Origin of the sequence: Frankia nepalensis (assembly GCF_016786325.1) — a bacterium.
GTDB classification, from domain to species: domain Bacteria; phylum Actinomycetota; class Actinomycetes; order Frankiales; family Frankiaceae; genus Pseudofrankia; species Pseudofrankia nepalensis.
The window spans coordinates 1-16,250 of the sequence record NZ_JADWYU010000372.1 but is presented as its reverse complement, the minus strand read 5'-3'; the positions used below and the strand labels follow the sequence as shown (position 1 = coordinate 16,250).

The window sequence follows — 16,250 nt, the reverse complement described above, 5'->3', positions numbered from 1 at the left end:
GGGGCCCCCCCCCCCCCCCCCGCCCCGACACCCCCCCACCCAGCCCCCGCGCTTTGACGGACAGGTGCAGGGGCGGTGGCCTCCGGGGGCGGTGGCGTCCGGGCTGAGGCCTGGCCGGGACGGTGGCCTGTCCGCTGTTTCGCGTGTCATGAACCGCGCTGTCGCTGGCACTTCGCCAGTGCCGGCCGACGGTGCGGGTACGAGACTGGGTCGGGCCTTGGCCGACGCGGCGCTAGCCGCCGAGATGGACCAGGCTGGCGAGGAGGTCGTCGTAGGCGACGAGCGGGGGGACCGCGGCCTTCGGATCCTTGCCGGCGTCGTCCCAGCGACGGACGGCGGCGGCGTCCTCGGCGTGGCCGCCAGCCTGGAACGCGGCCAGCTCGGCGCCCTCGAGCGGTCCGCCCTGCATCGCCAGCGTCCCGCGGGAGATCGGGGAAAGGATCTCGTAGTAGCCGGGGTCGACGGCGCACAGATAGCGCTTCGCGTCGACGTGCAGCCGGACGGGCTCGGTCACGTCCGGCCCGAACCAGCGGGACAGCCACGCGGCGCCGGTTTCCTCGTGCCGGATGTCCTCGGAGCGCGCGAGCGCCGCGGCCGAGTCGTCGTCCAGCATGTGCCCGACGTCGTGGAGCAGGGCGGCCGCGACGAGCGCCGGCCCGGCGCCGGCCGCGCGGGCGCGCTCCGCGGTCCGCAGCGAGTGCCCGGCCACCGAGACCATCTCGCTCAGGTACTCCGACGAGGCCGCCCCGTCGAACAGCGCGTGGATGGCGCGGAGCGCCTCGGCCACCCGCTCGGCCGAGGCCGCGCGGCTGGCGCTCGCGGGATCGCCGCTCATCGGGCCACCGCCGGCGCGGCCGCCCGCGCCGTCCGCGCCACCGGCACGCCCGAGGGCGGCGGCGCGGTGGGGACCAGGCGGGCGCCGCCGCCGTCGCGGCGCAGCAGGTCGAGCGTGCCGCGCAGGCCGTCCATGTCCACGTAGCCGCCCTGCAGGTGACGGCCGCCGCCCGCCGGGTCCGGCTGGAAGGCGGTCCGGCCGTGCAGCACCCGGGTGTTGTCGAAGATCAGGCAGTCGCCCGGCGCCAGCCGGGGCGAGACCGCCAGGTCGGGCGCCTCGAGCACGGCGGCGAACGCCGCGAGCGCCCGGTAGACCTCGGCCATCCGGTCGGGCCCGACGTCGGGCGGCTGGAGGGCCCGGTCGTTCCAGCGCACCTGCGTCACGGCGCCCTCGTCGTCGAGGGTGATGAGCGGCGCGCGGGCGGTGAGGATGGTCATCGGCCCGTCGTAGCGGAACGGCAGCCAGACCCGGGTGAGCGTCTCGAACGCGGCCGGGTCGACGTCGCGCAGCCGGCTCGCGGCGGCGAAGCCGTCGACGAGCACGCTGTCCCCGCCCTCGCCGGCGGTCCGCAGGCAGTGCAGCAGTTGCACGGTCGGCACCGGGTCGCGGTAGGGATTGTCGGTGTGCGGCGCGAGCTCGGCACCCGTGTAGGCGAGGTGCGTCGGGTTCGGCTCGATCCGGACGTCGAAGAGGGCGCCGTAGTTCGTCTCCCGGACGAACCCGAAGGTACGGGCGACGGTCAGCACCATGCCGGGCCGCGCGGGCACCTCGGTGAGGATCGCGACGCCCAGCGCCGAGACCGCGCCGAGCGCGGTCGCCATGGCGACCGGCGAACGCAGGTAGGCGTCCCAGGCCACCCGCGGCGGACCGGCCGGCAGGTCGGTGGACGTCCACAGCACGCGGCCGCGCTCGGACTGGTCCGCGGTCCGCGCCGCCCGGCCCGGCGCGTTGCGGGCCAGCCAGTCCAGGTCGAACGTCGACCGGTGGCCGTCGGGCGCGAACACGACCGTGAGCCGGCCGTCCGCGACCTCGTGGCGGGTGACGGCGGTGTCCGGGAACAGCCGCGCCACCCGCGCCGACCCGACCAGCCGCTGCCCGGTCCCCGGATGCCGGCACTGGTCACAGCCGCAGGCGTCCCGCAGCCACAGCGCGGGCAGGGTGAGATCACCAAGCTCGAGAACGGTCACCGACCCGGCGGAGTTCACCCGCTCAGCATCCGCCCGCGCCACGGCGAGCCCATGACGTGAATCTGAACCGCCGCCAAACAGCTACCCGCCGGGAGCCCAGCCGCCGCCGCGCGCCGTGCCACGGGCACCGCCCAGGACGAGTCAGGGCGCCATGAGGTCGATCCTGGGGAAGGGCGAGCCTCGACCCGGCCGCGGATACAGCGGATACGACGGACACGGAGAATACTAAGGTCCAGGGAAAACGGACGACGGTTACCGACCCGGAAAGCAATTCGTGCGCACCGGGACGAACGATTTCTGGATAACCGAAAAACATATGACAGGGTTATCCGGGTCGGGCAGAATGCCCCGCATGCTGCTGACCCTCACCACGACCGCGCGCCCCGCGACCGACCTCGGGTTCCTGCTGCACAAGCATCCCGACCGGGCGCAGCGGTTCGACACGGCCGCGGGCGGCGCGCACGTCTTCTACCCGGAGGCGACCGAGGAGCGCTGCACGGCGGCGCTGCTGCTCGACATCGACCCCGTCGGCCTGGTCCGCGGCAAGGGCCCAAGGGCGCGCGGCGGCGAGGCCCACTATGTCGACGACCGGCCGTACGCGGCGTCCAGCCTGCTCGCGGTCGCGATGGCGGCCGTCTTCGCGACGGCGATGACCGGGACCTGCAAGGCCCGCCCGGAGCTGGCGACCACGCCGATCCCGCTGGAGATCCGCGTCCCGGCGCTGCCCTGCCGGCGCGGCGGAGCGGCCCTCGTCGAGCGCCTGTTCGCGCCGCTCGGCTGGCGGGTCGCCGCCCTCCCCGCCCCGCTCGACCCCCTGTTCCCGGAATGGGGCCCCGCCGCGCACCACGACGTGACGCTCCGTGGGACGGCCCGGCTCGCCGACGCGCTCACCCAGCTCTACGTCCTGCTGCCGGTCCTCGACGACACGAAGCACTACTACGTCGGCCGCGACGAGATCGACAAGCTGGTGCGCGAGGGCGCGAACTGGCTGCCGGGCCATCCCGAACGCGGCCTCATCGCCCGCCGCTACCTCGCTCACCGGACCGGCCTCGCCTCCGCCGCGCTGTCCCGCCTCGGCGGCGTCGAGGACATCCCCGACGAGGGCGTCTCCACCGGCTTCGAACCCGGCCTGCTCGCCACCGAGGGGGAGGCCGGCTCCGACCTCGAGACTGGCTTTGAACTCGAGGGCGGCTCCGGACTCGAGGCCGAACGGCCGGAGGCCGGCGGCGAGACCGAACGGCCGGAGGCCGGCGGCGGTGCTCCGCCCGGCGGTGGCCGGGCCGGTGACACCCAGACCGGCGACGCCCAGGCCGCCGGGGCCCAGACCGCCGGAGCCCAGACCGCCGGAGCCCAGACCGCCGGGGCCCAGACCGCCGGAGCCGAGGACGCCGGGGCGGGCGAGGAGGAGCCACCCGGCGGCACCGACCAGGAGGCACCCGCGGCCCGCCAGCCGTCGCTGGCCGTGCTGCGGCGGCGCGCGGTCCTCGACGTGCTGCGGTCGGCCGGCGCGCGTCGCGTCGCGGATCTCGGCTGCGGCGACGGCAGGCTGGTGGGGGACCTGCTCGCCGACCCGCGTTTCACCGAGATCGTGGCGGTCGACGTCTCGCACCGCGCGCTCGAGCTGGCCGCCCGCCGGCTACGGGTCGACCGACTGCCCGACCGGGTGCGCGCCCGGCTGCGGCTCGTCGCGTCGTCACTGACCTACCGGGATGCCCGGATCGCCGGTCTCGACGCGGCCGTGCTCAGCGAGGTCGTCGAGCACGTCGACCCGCCGCGGCTTGGAGCGCTCGCCGCCGCGCTGCTCGGCGAGGCCCGCCCCCGCCTCGTCGTGATCACGACCCCGAACGTCGAGTACAACGTCCGCTACGAGGGGCTCGCGCCGGGAGCGCTCCGTCACCGGGACCACCGCTTCGAGTGGACGAGGGACGAGTTCGCCGGCTGGGTCGAGGACCTCGTCGCCCGCTACCCCTACACCGCCCGTCTCGGCGGCGTCGGCGCCGCCGACCCCGAGCTCGGCGCCCCCACCCAGCTGGCCGTCCTCGAACGCATCGGCTGACCCGCGATGACCCACTCACACGACGAGGCCGAGCCCATGACCAGTCCTTTCAGCGAGCCCACCCCGACTGGCACCCCGGCGAGCGCCGCCGGAGCCGGCGGCGACCCGACGGCGCGGAGCGCCGGCGCCGGCGCGGCGACCGAGACGAAGAACGAGACGAAGAACGAGACGAACACCGAAACGAACACCGAAACGAACACCGAAGCGAAGACCGAGACCGAGGCGAAGACCAGGGCCGGGACCGGGACCGAGGCTGACGGGTCGAACGTGATCACGATTCCCGAGGTCTGTCTCGTCGTCCTCGTCGGCGTGTCCGGCTCCGGCAAGTCGACGTTCGCCCGCGCTCGTTTCCGCGCGACCCAGGTGCTCTCGTCGGACTTCTGCCGCGGGCTCGTCGCGGACGACGAGAACGACCAGTCGGCCTCCGGCGACGCCTTCGACGTGCTGCACTACGTCGCCGGGAAGCGGCTCGCCGCGGGGCGGCTCACCGTCGTCGACGCGACGAACGTCCAGCAGCGCGCGCGCCAGCCCCTGGTGGAGCTGGCGCGCGAGCACAACGTGCTGCCGGTGGCGATCGTGCTCGACCTGCCCGAACGGGTCTGCCTGGAGCGCAACGCGGTTCGCCCCGACCGTGACTTCGGCCCCGCGGTGATCCGCCGCCAGCGCGCCGACCTGCGCCGGTCGATCCGCGGTCTCGCCCGTGAGGGCTTCCGGTACGTCCATGTGCTGCGCTCCGAGGCGGAGGTCGCGGCGGCGACGATCACCCATACGAAGCTGTTCAGCGACCTGCGGCACGAGACCGGCCCGTTCGACGTGATCGGCGACGTCCACGGCTGCCTGGCCGAGCTCGAGGCGCTGCTCGCCGAGCTCGGGTACGAGCCGCGCCGCGACCAGGAGGGCCGCCTGGTCGGGGCCCGCCATCCGGCCGGGCGGCGCGCGGTGTTCGTCGGCGACCTGGTCGACCGCGGGCCGGACACGCCCGGCGTGCTGCGCCTCGCGATGGGCATGGTCGCCGAGGGCACCGCCTTCGTGGTGCGCGGCAACCACGAGAACAAGCTGGCCCGCGCGCTGCACGGGAAGAAGGTGACGATCTCGCACGGGCTCGCCGAGTCGCTCGCGCAGCTCGAGGGCGAGGGCGCCGAGTTCCGCGCCCAGGCCGCCCGGTTCTGCGACGGGCTCGTCGCGCACTACGTCCTGGACGGCGGACGGCTGGTCGTCGCGCACGCCGGGCTGAAGGAGGCCTACCACGGGCGCGCCTCGGCCCGGGTGCGGTCATTCGCGCTCTACGGCGACACCACCGGCGAGACCGACGTGTACGGCCTGCCGGTGCGCTATCCGTGGGCGAATGAGTATCGCGGCGCGGCAACCGTCCTCTATGGCCACACGCCCGTGCCCGAGCCGGAATGGGTGAACAACACGCTCTGTCTGGACACCGGCTGCGTCTTCGGCGGCCGTCTGACCGCGCTGCGCTACCCGGAGCGCGAGCTGGTCTCGGTCCCGGCCGGCCGCGTCTACTTCGAGCCGGCCCGCCCGCTCGCCGAGCCGACGCCGGACCCGGTGACCGGCCAGCCGGCCCGGGTGCCCCGCCCGTCCGGGGCGGGCACGCCGCCGGCCCGGACGGGCACGCCCGGCGCGGCCGGGCCGGACGCCGCGCGCCCGGCCGTCGAGGACGTCGCCTCCGCCGAGGCGCTGCTGGCCTCCCTGGCTCCCGTCGCCGTGCTCCCACCCACGGACGACGGGCCGGCCGCGGCGCGGCCCGGCTACCGGGACGGCGAGCTGCTCGACATCACCGACGTGCTCGGCCGCCGGGTCGTCGAGACCCGGCACGGCGGGCGGGTGCAGATCCAGGCCGAGAACGCGCTGGCCGCGCTGGAGGTGATGAGCCGGTTCGCGGTCGACCCGCGCTGGCTGGTCTACCTGCCGCCGACGATGAGCCCACCGCCCACGTCGACGCTGCCCGGCTACCTGGAGCACCCCGTCGAGGCGTTCGAGACCTACCTGGCCGACGGCGTCGAGGACCTGCTGTGCGAGGAGAAGCACATGGGGTCGCGGGCGGTGGCGGTCGTCTGCCGGGACGCCGGCGTCGCCGCGGCCCGGTTCGGCGCCGGCGGCGCGACCGGCGGTGGGTACACATCCGCCGCCGAAGCCGGCGGCAGGCACTCAGCCGGGTACCCGGCCACCGGCGCGGTCGTCACGCGTACCGGCCGGCCGTTCTTCTCCCCCGAGCTGACCGAGGAACTGCTCTCCCGGCTGAGGGCCACGATCGAGGCCGCCGGGCTGTGGGCGGAGCTGGGCGCCGACTGGCTGGTGCTCGACGCGGAGATCATGCCGTGGAGCGCCAAGGCCACCGAACTGCTTTCCCGGCAGTACGCGGCGGCCGGCGCGGCCGCCCGAGGCGCCCTGCCGGCCGCCGTCTCGGCTCTCACGGCGGCCGCCGGGCGCGGGATCGACGTGTCCGACCTGCTGGCCAAGACCCAGGACCGGTTCGACAACGCGCTGGCGTACACGCGCGCCTACCGGCGCTACTGCTGGCCGGTCGACGGCCTCGAAGGCGTGCGGATCGCGCCGTTCATGGTGCTCGGCGGTGGTCCGGCCGCCCGGTCGATGGCCGGGACGACCTATGCCGACCGGCCGCACGCCTGGCACCTGGCCGTCGCCGACCGTCTGGCGGCGGCCGACGACCGCGGCCTCGTCGTGACCACCCGCCGGATCCCCGCGCGGGCGGGCGACCCGGCGTCGGTCGCCGAAGCGGTCTCCTGGTGGGAGGAGCTCACGGCCGAGGGGGCCGGCGGCGAGGGCATGGTCGTGAAGCCGGCGGCGGGGCTCGCGCGCGGCCGGCGCGGTCTCGCCCAGCCGGGCATCAAGGTCCGCGGCCGGGAGTACCTGCGGATCATCTACGGCCCGGACTACCTGCGCCCGGAGCACCTGGACCGGCTGCGTTCCCGCGCCCTCGGCCGCAAGCGCTCGCTGGCCTTCCGCGAGTACGCCCTGGGCCTGGAGGCCCTCGAGCGCGCCGTCGCCGGCGAACCCGGCTGGCGCGTCCACGAATGTGTCTTCGCCGTGCTCGCCCTCGAGTCCGAACCGGTGGACCCCCGGCTCTGAGGCCCTCCCCGTGGATCACGCTGGGGCCGCTCGACCGCCGATCCGCGCACACATCCGATGATCACCAGCCCGCCGGAAGCCCGGCGACTTCCTTGATCGTCGGATGTGCGCGGCGTCCGGCGATTCCCGTCCGTTTCGTCCCCGAACTTCGCGCGGATCCGGCGATCTACCGAGCAGACCGGGCCGGGGCGGGGCGATGATCGCTGGTTGCGTGCGGGGATCGGCGGTCGGGACCACGGAACATGATCCGCGGGCAGCGCCCCGGGCCCGCCGGCCACGCGCCGCCTGGCGGCTCGGCCTCCGGGTAGCGCGGCCTTCTCCGGGTAGCGCGGCCTTCTCCGGGTAGCGTGCCCTCGGGGGGCTTCTGGTGCTGGTTGGACGGCTGGGCCGCCTGGAGCGGGCACCCAGCCCGTCGCCGCGACGGCCCGCCGGTCACGCAAGGCTCGTCCCGGCCCTGGCGGGTCACCGGCCAGCTGGTTCACCCTCCGTCACGAAAGACGTCGGCGCTGCCTTCACCAACGGCTTCGGGAAAACCCGAAGAAATAGTGAAGCCGGCCGCCGGGTGCCGTCCGAATCCCAGCCGCGCGCGCCGGGCGGGCCGCCGACCGGCCGGAACAAATAGTCGACCTCGCGCCAGTCCGGCAGGTCAGCGGCGTCGCCGCCCGACAAAACAGCATTCCAGGATGTCTCCTCGGCGTCATTCCATGAAATGGCGCGCGAGGCCCGCGTACCAATGACGGCGAGGGTTCAAAGACGAGCCGAACACCAGAGGAAGTGGAATGTCCAGCAGCGTTTCCATCTCCGACGTCGAGCTGTTGTCCGATCTCGTCCTGGGCACCGGGCCCGACGTGGCGGCGCCGCGCGCGGCCATCCGCGGCGCCCTGCTCGAGCCCGGTGACCCGGGCTGGGACGAGGCGCGCGGCACCTACAACCTGGTGGTCGACCAGCAGCCAGCGCTCATCGTGGTCCCGGCCGACGCCGCCGAGGTCGCGGCCGTCCTGCGGTTCGCCGGCCGGCACGGGATGCGGGTCGCCCCGCAGCGCACCGGCCACAACGCCGAGCCGCTCGGGTCGCTGGCGGGCACGGTCCTGCTGCGCACCGACGCGCTGCGCCACGTCCAGATCGACGCCGAGCGCCGCCGCGCGCTGGTCGGCGCGGGCGCCAAGTGGGAGGACGTCGTTCCGGCGGCCTCCGCGCTCGGCCTGGCCGCGCTGCACGGTTCCACGCCGGACGTCAGCATCGCCGGCTACACGCTCGGCGGCGGCCTCGGCTGGTACGGCCGCGCGTTGGGCCTGGCCTGCAACAGCGTCACCGGGATCCAGGTCGTCACCCCGGGAGCCGAGCCGCGCTGGGTCGACGCCGACGTCGAGCCGGAGCTGTTCTGGGCGCTGCGCGGGGGCGGCGGCAACTTCGGCGTCGTCACCGCGCTCGAGTTCAGGCTCTTCCCGATCTCCGAGGTCTACGCCGGCATCCTGTTCTTCCCGTGGGAGCGGTCGGCCGAGGTCCTGCACGCCTGGGAGGACTGGACCAGAACCGTTCCCGACGAGATGACCTCCGTCGGCCGGATCAGGCAGTTCCAGCCCATCCCGGCGGTGCCCGAGCCGCTGCGCGGGAAGGCCTTCGTGCTCGTCGAGGGCATCTTCCTCGGCACCGAGGAGGCCGGCGCCCGGCTGATGGAACCGCTACGCGCGCTCGGCCCGGTGGCCGACACGTTCGCGATGGTGCCGCCGGTCGGGATCGCCGAGCTGCACATGGACTCGCCGCTGCCGATGCCCTACCAGGGCGACGGCATGGTGCTGGCGGATCTGACGGGCGAGGCGATCGACGACCTCGTCGCCGCCGTCGGCCCCGGGTCGGGCTCGCCGCTGGTCAGCGTCACGATCCGGCACCTCGGCGGCGAGCTTGACCGGGTTCGGCGGGGCAACGGCGCCCTGGCGCGGATGCCCGGCTCCTACATCATGTTCGGCATCGGCATGACCCCGGACCCCGCGAGCATCGAGTTGACCCGGGGCTGGCTGGAGACCATGAAGCGGCCGATGCGAGCGCTGGCCAGCGGGCACTACCTGAACTTCACCGAGAAGCGGACCGACCCGGCGGAGATGTTCCCGGCCGACGCCTACGCGCGGCTGCGAGCCGTCCGGGCCAGCGTCGACCCGCGCGGCATCCTCCGCGCCAACCACGAGATCCCCGTCGACTAGTGCCGCATCAGCGAAGGTTTGCCCGCGCCGTGGGCCGGTGCCGGTAGCCGGTGCCGGTGCCGGTAGCCGGTGCCGGTGAAGTGTCCGCGGTAGCGCGGTCCCTGGCTCGCGTTCTGGCGGACAGGTCCGGAGCCCGGTTTGCTGGGGGCGGGGGGCCGGTTGCTTTGGTCGTTTGTGTCGCGTGCCCGGACCTGTCCGTCAGAACGCGGTCCCTGGCTCGCGTTCTGGCGGACACTTCGGGGCCGCCACCGCGTCACCGTGTCACCGCGCGGTCGTTACAGCCACCCGCGACGTTTGAAGGCGACATAGAGGAAGCCGGCGCAGCCGGCGAGGACCGCCAGGCTCACGAGAAAGCCCCACTCCTGCCCGAAGCCGGGATAGGGAACATTCTGGCCGTAGAAGCCGGTGATCGCCGTAGGCACAGCAATGATCGCTGCCCATGCCGTGAGCCTTCGCATGATCAGATTCAGATGGTTGCCCTGGATCGTCAGGTTCGTCTCCAGGATCGTGGTGACGAGATCCCGCAGGCTCTCGGTCCACTCCATCGCCCGCAGGACATGGTCGTAGACGTCCTGGTAATAGGGCATCATCTCGGCGTCGACCAGGTGGACGTCGCGCCGCATGATCGAGTTTACGACCTCCCGCATCGGCAGCACGATCCGGCGCAGCAGCACCAGGCTCTTGCGCAGCTCGTAGCTGCGGCGCTGCACCTGCACGTCCTGCGCGTCCTCCTCGTCGAACAGCATGTCCTCGAGCTGCTCGATCTCGCCGTCGAGTGCCTGCACGGCGGCGAAGTGCTGGTCGACGACGAAGTCGAGCAGACCGTGCACGAGGTAGCTGACGCCGAACTGGGCGAGATCCTCGTCGATCTCGCCCCAGTGCGCGATCAGGCCGTCGACGTCGAACCCCTCGTCTCCACGGACGGTGACCAGCGCACGGTCGGTGATGAACGCTCCGACCTCGTGGGTGGTCAGTTGGCCGGTCTCCGTGTCGAAGACGACGGCATACGCGTTCAGGAACAGATGGCTCGGATAGCGATCCAGTTTCGGGCGTTCACGAGGGCTCACCGCGTCCTCGACGGCCAACGAGGAAAGACCTAGTTCCTCGCTGATGACAGACAACTCGTCGGGCCGCGGGGCGCACAGGTCGAGCCACACGACCGTGTCGGGTTCCTCCAGGTACTCGCTGACCTGGGCGACCGGGAAGCCCTCGGCCTCCAGCTTGCCGGCCCGATAGACCCGGGTACGGGGCAGCGCCCGGCCTATTCGGTTCGTGGGGTCGGCATTCGGGTCGACACAGCACGCGGGCACCCTGCCACCGGCATCACCCGCCGCGCCACCGGCACGCCCGGTGACATCGGCTTCTGGGTCACCCATCGGTCCCACCCTCTCAACCTCGGTTGCTCGGCCTGCTGACGCGCGCTATCCGAGCATGTCGGCACATATCTCCAGTTCCCCGAGTGGCTGCCGAGCCAACATCAATCATGACGACCTCGCGGATGAGACGACCTTTCCCCGCCACCCGACGACCATCGCCGGGTACCCACGACCCGCGCGTCTGGCCAGCGAAGGCGGCAGAGTGAGCTGTGGCTGGGCTATGCCCAGACCGGACCGCCGGGAGGGACATTGAAGATCGGTTTCATCGGGCCGGGGCGGATGGGCCGGCCGATGGTCGACCGGCTGATCGCCGCCGGGCACGAAGTCACCGTGCTGGTACGCCGTCCAGAGGCCCGCGCCGCCGCCGAGGCCGATGGGCTGACCTGCGTCGACACGGTTCCCGCGGCGGTGCGGGACGCGGACGCGGTGTTCGTCGTCGTCCTCACCGACGAGCAGGTGCGCTCGGTGTGCCTCGGCCCGGAAGGCGCCCTCACCGCGATGAAGCCTGGCGCGGTCCTCATCCAGCACACGACCTCCGATCCGACCACCGCACAGCTCCTTGTGGAGGCAGGCGCCGTGCGCGGCATCGGAGTCCTCGACGCCGCGCTGTCCGGCGGTCCGCACGACATCGCCGCGGGAAGGCTCACGCTCTGGGTGGGCGGTGCCGAGATGCTCCTCAACGAGGCGCGCCCGCTGCTGGAAAGCTACGCGTCGCCGATCCTGTTCGTCGGCCCCGCCGGCAACGGCCAGCGCGTCAAGCTCGTGAACAACGCGCTGTTCGTCGCCCAGGTGGGCCTCGCGATCGACGCCGTCCGGCTCGCCGGCTCGATCGGCATCGACGAGAGCGCGATCCTGGCCGCCCTGCCGCACGGCAGCGGGGCGAGCCGCGCCCTCGGTGTCGTCGCCCACGCCGGCTCCGTCGACGCGGTCGCGCCGCGCCTCGCCGCCCTCATGAGCAAGGACGTCGCCGTCGTCCGCGAGGTGGCCGCGGGCGCCGGCGCCGACCTTGGCCTCCTCGGCGCCGTCCTGTCCTCCGACGCCGTCACGAAGAAGGTCCTCACCGACCCCACCTCGCCCACCCGTGACCGGCCTCGGCCGACGCCGGCCGACGACCCACGTTGACGCGGCTGGCCGGCCGCGGCCGGCTCGAACGCGAGCTCGGTCGATACCAGAGCACCGAGCCGACCTACCCGGATCTCGGCGCGACGCGCGCGGAACTGCCCGCGGGCTACCGGCACCTGCGGTGGGCCGCGCCGTTGGGGCACGGTCGGGCTGTCTTCGAGGCAGCCGCGGCGGCGGTTCTCGAATGGCGGATGCACCGCGACGCGGGCCTCGAAGTGGCGGCGACCTCCACGCGCGCGGAGGTTGGCGGCACGGTGGTGCTGTGGCTCGGCCGGGGACCGCTCGGCCTGCTGGCCGCCTGCCGGGTCGTGTGGGTACTCGACGAGACCGACCGAAGCGGCTTCGCCTACGGCACCCTGCCAGGCCACCCCGAACGCGGTGAGGAGGCGTTCGTCGTCGAGCGCGCCGCCGACGACGCGGTTCGCTTCACCGTCACCGCCTTCAGCCGTCCGGGCGGCCTGTGGCCCACCCTGGCCGGCTCCCTCATCTGGAGGGTGCAGCACCTGATCACGACCCGGTATCTCCGCGCCGTCCAAATGGCGGCGGTCTCCACACCGCGTCGCTGACGGCTCTCGCCGTCACCGAAGGCACCCGTCGGCTCAGGCGTGCCGCTCAGCCTTTAGGACGCCGACGGTGTGCGCGGGTCGGCGCTCCGAGATCCGCGCACACAAGATCCACAAGAAGCGCTGGAGCGTCGCGGCGGTTATCTTGACCGGGCACGGTCGGCTTGCTGGATCTTCCCGCGACGGCTCGGAGAACAGATGGCTCAGCATGGGGCGAGCAGGGACCCGGAGATCCTGGTCAACACCAGTGATCTGGCCGCCAAGGTCGGCGAGCCGGGTGTCGCCGGGGCGGTCTGGAAGCTGACGATGCCCGAGCGCGACCTGGACTCCAACATCATCGCGCTGCCTCCAGGCGGCGCGATCGACGCCCACGCCGGTCCCGACCTCGACGTCCTCGTCCACGTCCTGGCCGGCTCGGGCACCCTGACCACCACCAGCGGCGCCCTGCGCCTCGAACCCGGCGCCGTGGTCTGGCTCCCCCGCCGTTCCAGTCGCCAGTTCACCGCGGGTCCGGAAGGTGTGCGCTACCTCACCGTCCACCGCCGCCGCGCGGCCCTCGTCCTGAACAACACTCCACCCCCGTCCGCCTGACGGCCGGGGGGAACTACAGACCGTTGGCCATCTTGCGGAGCACGCCGATTGTCTCGTCCGGGCTGCAGCTGTCGAGGCCCAGCCGGTTCATGGCGATCGTGTACCGGTCGACGTACTCGCGCTTGTCCAGGTAGACGGCGCCGCCCAACTGCTCCAGATAGACCACGTCGGTCATGTCGGCGTCCGGGAAGCGCAGGATGCTGAACGCGCCGCCCTCGGCCGCGTGGCCGCCGAAGGCGAACGGCATGACTTGCAGGGTCAGCCGCGGCTGGTCCGTCAGGTCGAGAAGATGCTCGATCTGCGCCCGCATGATCTTCAGCCCGCCGATCGGCCGCCGCAGCGCTCCCTCGTCGATCACCACCCAGAGGCGAGGCCCACTGCCCTCGGTCAGCACCTTCTGCCGGTTCATCCGGACGTCGACCCGCGCGTCGACGACCTCCCGTGGCAGCCTTCGCCTGCCCTGGGAGATGACCGCGCGGGCGTAGTCCTCGGTCTGTAGCAGCCCGGGGACGAACTGCAGCTCGTAGGTACGGATCAGCGAGGCCGACTCCTCCAGGCCGAGGTACGGCTGGAACCAGTTGGGCAGGGCGTCGGAATAGGACTGCCACCAGCCCTGCTGGTTGGCCTCGCGGACCAGCGCGAGCACCGGCGCCCGCTCGGCCTCGTCGGTCACGCCATACAGGGTGAGCAGGTCCGCGACATCGCGTTCCTTGAAACTGACCCGGCCCAGCTCCAGCCGGCTGATCTTCGACTCGGAGGCCCGGATGTGATAACCGGCCTCCTCGCGGCTGATGTGCTTCTCCTCCCGGAGCCGCCGCAACTGGGAGCCGAGGAGGATACGACGCACGGTCGGGCCGCCACCCGCCGCAGCAGTCAAGCCCGCCTCCTCGATTCCGCTCCCCCATGGACGGGTCAAGTTTATCGGGGCCACGGCCCTCCCCTGACCGCCACGGGCATCAAGGGAGGCACCAAAGACGGCCTAAAGATCAGAGCACACCTCGGCCGGGGCCATCAAGAGTTACATCCGGCTTGTCACCGCGGGGCGTAAGAACTGAAGGGAGATCGGCGTGACGACACCGACATCCCGACTACAGTCCGTACTGCGACGATCGGCGGAACGTCAGTGCGACAACGGGTGCGCCGGGCCGGCGCCAGAGAGGCCGCCCCGAGGCCGTGCCGAGCACGCGGGGTCGGCCGGACGGATGCCGTCGGGCATGGACCAGGTGCTCTCCGCGTAGGTACAGTCGCCATCCGGGCACGCATGGGTCACACGGACGTATCCGACCGACCGGTTCGCCCCCGACCACCAGGAGTCATCCATGAGCAGTGAGGACCAGACGGCCGAGGCCGAGCTTCGCTACAACCCGGATATTCCGCATGGTGCCAGGATCTGGAACTACTGGGTGGGCGGAAAGGACAACTTCCCGGCGGACCGCGAGGTCGCCGAGGCCGCCATCCGCGCGTATCCGGGAATCGTGGCGATCGCCCGGGAGTCCCGGAAGGCGCTGGTCCGGGTCGTGCGTTTTCTCACCGAGGAGGCGGGCATTCGCCAGTTCCTCGACATCGGCACCGGGCTGCCGACGGAGAACAACACCCACGAGGTCGCCCAGGGAATCGCTCCGGAGAGCCGGATCGTCTACGTCGACAACGACCCCCTGGTCCTGCTGCACGCCCGCGCGCTGTTGACCAGCACGCCGCGGGGCGCCACCGCCTACCTCGAGGCCGACGTCCGGGAACCGGAGGAGATCCTCGAGCAGGCCGCCGCCACCCTTGACTTCGACAAGCCGATCGGCCTGATCCTGTTCGGAGTCCTCGGAGCGGCCGTCAAGGAGACCGACGAGGCCCGCGGCATCGTTCAGGCGCTCCTCGCGAGGATGGCCCCGGGGAGCTACATCGCCATCAACGACAGCGTGCACGGGGAAGCGGACAAGGCGGCGGACGCCGTCGCCGAGGGCGGATACGAGTACACGGTCCGCTACTACGAGGAGATAGCCGGGTTCTTCGACGGCACCGAACTCATCGAGCCGGGCCTCGTCCCGAACGCCCTGTGGCGGCCGGACGGCCCGGACGGAGAGCTGCTGCCGTCTCACTGCGGCGTGGGACGGAAGCCCTGACCGTCCTCCCGGGACACCCCGCGGCGCCCTTCGCCCGCTGACCGGCCGAGGTCCGCCCCGCCGTCGAGGACCCGAACGGCCACGCCGCCCACGGCCCGATCCGCGGGACATTCATCCGTGATCGTCGAGGGCGGCTGGCTGGCTCGTCCGGCCGGCCGCCCTCGACGGCGCGCGGATGCCGGTTCGAGTCACCCGGAGATTCGAGGTCCTCGGACGGCGGAACCGGTGGCGCTCAAGCCTCGCCGGCGAAGTCGACGTTCTTGGTTTCGACCGTGCCCGCCGTTCGGCCGGGGGCCGTCTGGTATTTCCAGTACAGATTCGTGTGCGCGATGACCAGCTCCGGCGGCGGCGCTCCCCACTTTGTGAGGTCCTCGGTCGTGTGGGCGTCGCTGACCAGGATCGCGTCATATCCGCGTACGAGCGCGCCATGCAGCGTCGAGCGGATGCAGGCGTCGGTCTGCGCGCCGACGACGAGCAGCCGCCCGACTCCGCGGTCCGACAGCACGCCTTCGAGCTCGGTGTCCTCGAAGGAGTCGCCGTAGGCCTTCGCGACGAGCGGCTCGGTGTCGTCTGGTTCCAGCTCGGGGACGATCCGCCAGCCCTCGCTCCCCTTCACGAGCTCCTCGTCGGACTGCTGGATCCAGATGACCGGAATCCGCTCGCGGCGCGCCTTCGCCACCAGGCCGCCGATGTTCGCGACGACCGCGTCCCGCTCATGCGCTCTCTCGACGACGGCGTTCTGCACGTCCACGATGAGCAACGCGGTGTTCGGCCTGTCCAGAAGTGTGGTCATCGTCCCGTCCTTCGCCGAGTCTCCGATGTCCGCACAGTAGGCCGGATCTCCGACATTCTCGGCGTCGCCGACGTCCGGCCGGCTGGGGTCACACGCTGAGGCCGGGCCGCGGCGGTGGACGACAGACGTGCAGGTCTCCGCGAGGTGGTGCTCCAAAGAGAGCGGGACCGGGCGTTCCGAGCGAACGCGCGGCGGGGGGGGGGGGGGGGCCCGGCCCCCCCCCCCCCCCCCCCCCCCGCCGCCGGCGTTGTTGACGAGCACGTCGAGGCGCCCGTGCCGGCCGACCGCCTCGTCGACCACCGCCCGCGCCTGC

General features: G+C 72.7%; 12 protein-coding genes. 7 read left to right on the top strand and 5 right to left on the bottom strand.

The window, feature by feature from the left end; translation table 11 throughout:
* Positions 1 to 232 precede the first annotated feature (232 nt).
* Both I6A81_RS41445 and I6A81_RS41440 read right to left on the bottom strand, forming a co-directional pair.
* Positions 233 to 835, bottom strand: a complete 603-nt coding sequence (locus tag I6A81_RS41445) for an HD domain-containing protein (RefSeq protein ID WP_203006317.1) — start codon at positions 833 to 835, stop codon at positions 233 to 235.
* A complete protein-coding gene (locus I6A81_RS41440; protein ID WP_203006318.1) occupies positions 832 to 2,040 on the bottom strand; it encodes a TauD/TfdA family dioxygenase in 1,209 nt (402 codons plus the stop codon). The genes I6A81_RS41445 and I6A81_RS41440 overlap by 4 nt, the downstream gene beginning before the upstream one ends.
* Before the next feature lie 334 nt (positions 2,041 to 2,374).
* Between I6A81_RS41440 and I6A81_RS41435 the strand changes: the two genes are divergently transcribed.
* The 3 genes from I6A81_RS41435 to I6A81_RS41425 all read left to right on the top strand — a co-directional run bounded on the left by I6A81_RS41435 (position 2,375) and on the right by I6A81_RS41425 (position 9,378).
* Positions 2,375 to 4,078, top strand: coding sequence for a 3' terminal RNA ribose 2'-O-methyltransferase Hen1 (locus I6A81_RS41435; protein WP_203006319.1), 1,704 nt, complete (start codon positions 2,375 to 2,377; stop codon positions 4,076 to 4,078).
* A 36-nt stretch (positions 4,079 to 4,114) separates the two neighbouring features.
* Complete coding sequence (locus I6A81_RS41430) at positions 4,115 to 7,180, top strand: polynucleotide kinase-phosphatase (RefSeq protein ID WP_238438409.1); 3,066 nt, start codon at positions 4,115 to 4,117, stop codon at positions 7,178 to 7,180.
* A 779-nt stretch (positions 7,181 to 7,959) separates the two neighbouring features.
* Complete coding sequence (locus tag I6A81_RS41425; RefSeq protein WP_203007145.1) at positions 7,960 to 9,378, top strand: FAD-binding oxidoreductase; 1,419 nt, start codon at positions 7,960 to 7,962, stop codon at positions 9,376 to 9,378.
* A gap of 275 nt (positions 9,379 to 9,653) precedes the next feature.
* Here I6A81_RS41425 and I6A81_RS41420 read toward each other — a convergent pair whose 3' ends face one another.
* The gene (locus tag I6A81_RS41420) at positions 9,654 to 10,754 is read right to left on the bottom strand and encodes a magnesium transporter CorA family protein (protein ID WP_203007144.1); all 1,101 of its coding nucleotides are present in this window, start codon (positions 10,752 to 10,754) and stop codon (positions 9,654 to 9,656) included.
* Between the two features lie 249 nt (positions 10,755 to 11,003).
* Here I6A81_RS41420 and I6A81_RS41415 point away from each other — a divergent pair, with 249 nt between their 5' ends.
* From I6A81_RS41415 to I6A81_RS41405, 3 genes are all read left to right on the top strand, one after another.
* Positions 11,004 to 11,876: an NAD(P)-dependent oxidoreductase gene (locus I6A81_RS41415; RefSeq protein WP_203007143.1), complete on the top strand. Its 873-nt coding sequence runs from the start codon at positions 11,004 to 11,006 to the stop codon at positions 11,874 to 11,876.
* Positions 11,873 to 12,442 carry a DUF1990 family protein gene (locus I6A81_RS41410; RefSeq protein WP_238430854.1) on the top strand — a complete coding sequence of 190 codons (570 nt, stop codon included), beginning with the start codon at positions 11,873 to 11,875 and terminating at the stop codon, positions 12,440 to 12,442. Before I6A81_RS41415 ends, I6A81_RS41410 begins: the two co-directional genes overlap by 4 nt.
* A gap of 195 nt (positions 12,443 to 12,637) precedes the next feature.
* On the top strand, positions 12,638 to 13,030 hold the full coding sequence (locus I6A81_RS41405; RefSeq protein ID WP_203007142.1) for a cupin domain-containing protein: 393 nt from the start codon (positions 12,638 to 12,640) through the stop codon (positions 13,028 to 13,030).
* A gap of 13 nt (positions 13,031 to 13,043) precedes the next feature.
* On the opposite strand, the gene I6A81_RS41400 is transcribed toward I6A81_RS41405, so the two are convergent.
* Entirely contained in the window at positions 13,044 to 13,907 is an 864-nt protein-coding gene (locus I6A81_RS41400) for a helix-turn-helix domain-containing protein (RefSeq protein ID WP_203007141.1), read from the bottom strand.
* 442 nt (positions 13,908 to 14,349) lie between these two features.
* On the opposite strand from I6A81_RS41400, the gene I6A81_RS41395 reads away from it, so the two are divergent.
* Entirely contained in the window at positions 14,350 to 15,144 is a 795-nt protein-coding gene (locus tag I6A81_RS41395) for an SAM-dependent methyltransferase (RefSeq protein ID WP_203007140.1), read from the top strand.
* Positions 15,145 to 15,376: 232 nt separating this feature from the next.
* On the opposite strand, the gene I6A81_RS41390 is transcribed toward I6A81_RS41395, so the two are convergent.
* On the bottom strand, positions 15,377 to 15,937 hold the full coding sequence (locus tag I6A81_RS41390; RefSeq protein ID WP_203007139.1) for an isochorismatase family protein: 561 nt from the start codon (positions 15,935 to 15,937) through the stop codon (positions 15,377 to 15,379).
* Positions 15,938 to 16,250: the final 313 nt, after the last annotated feature.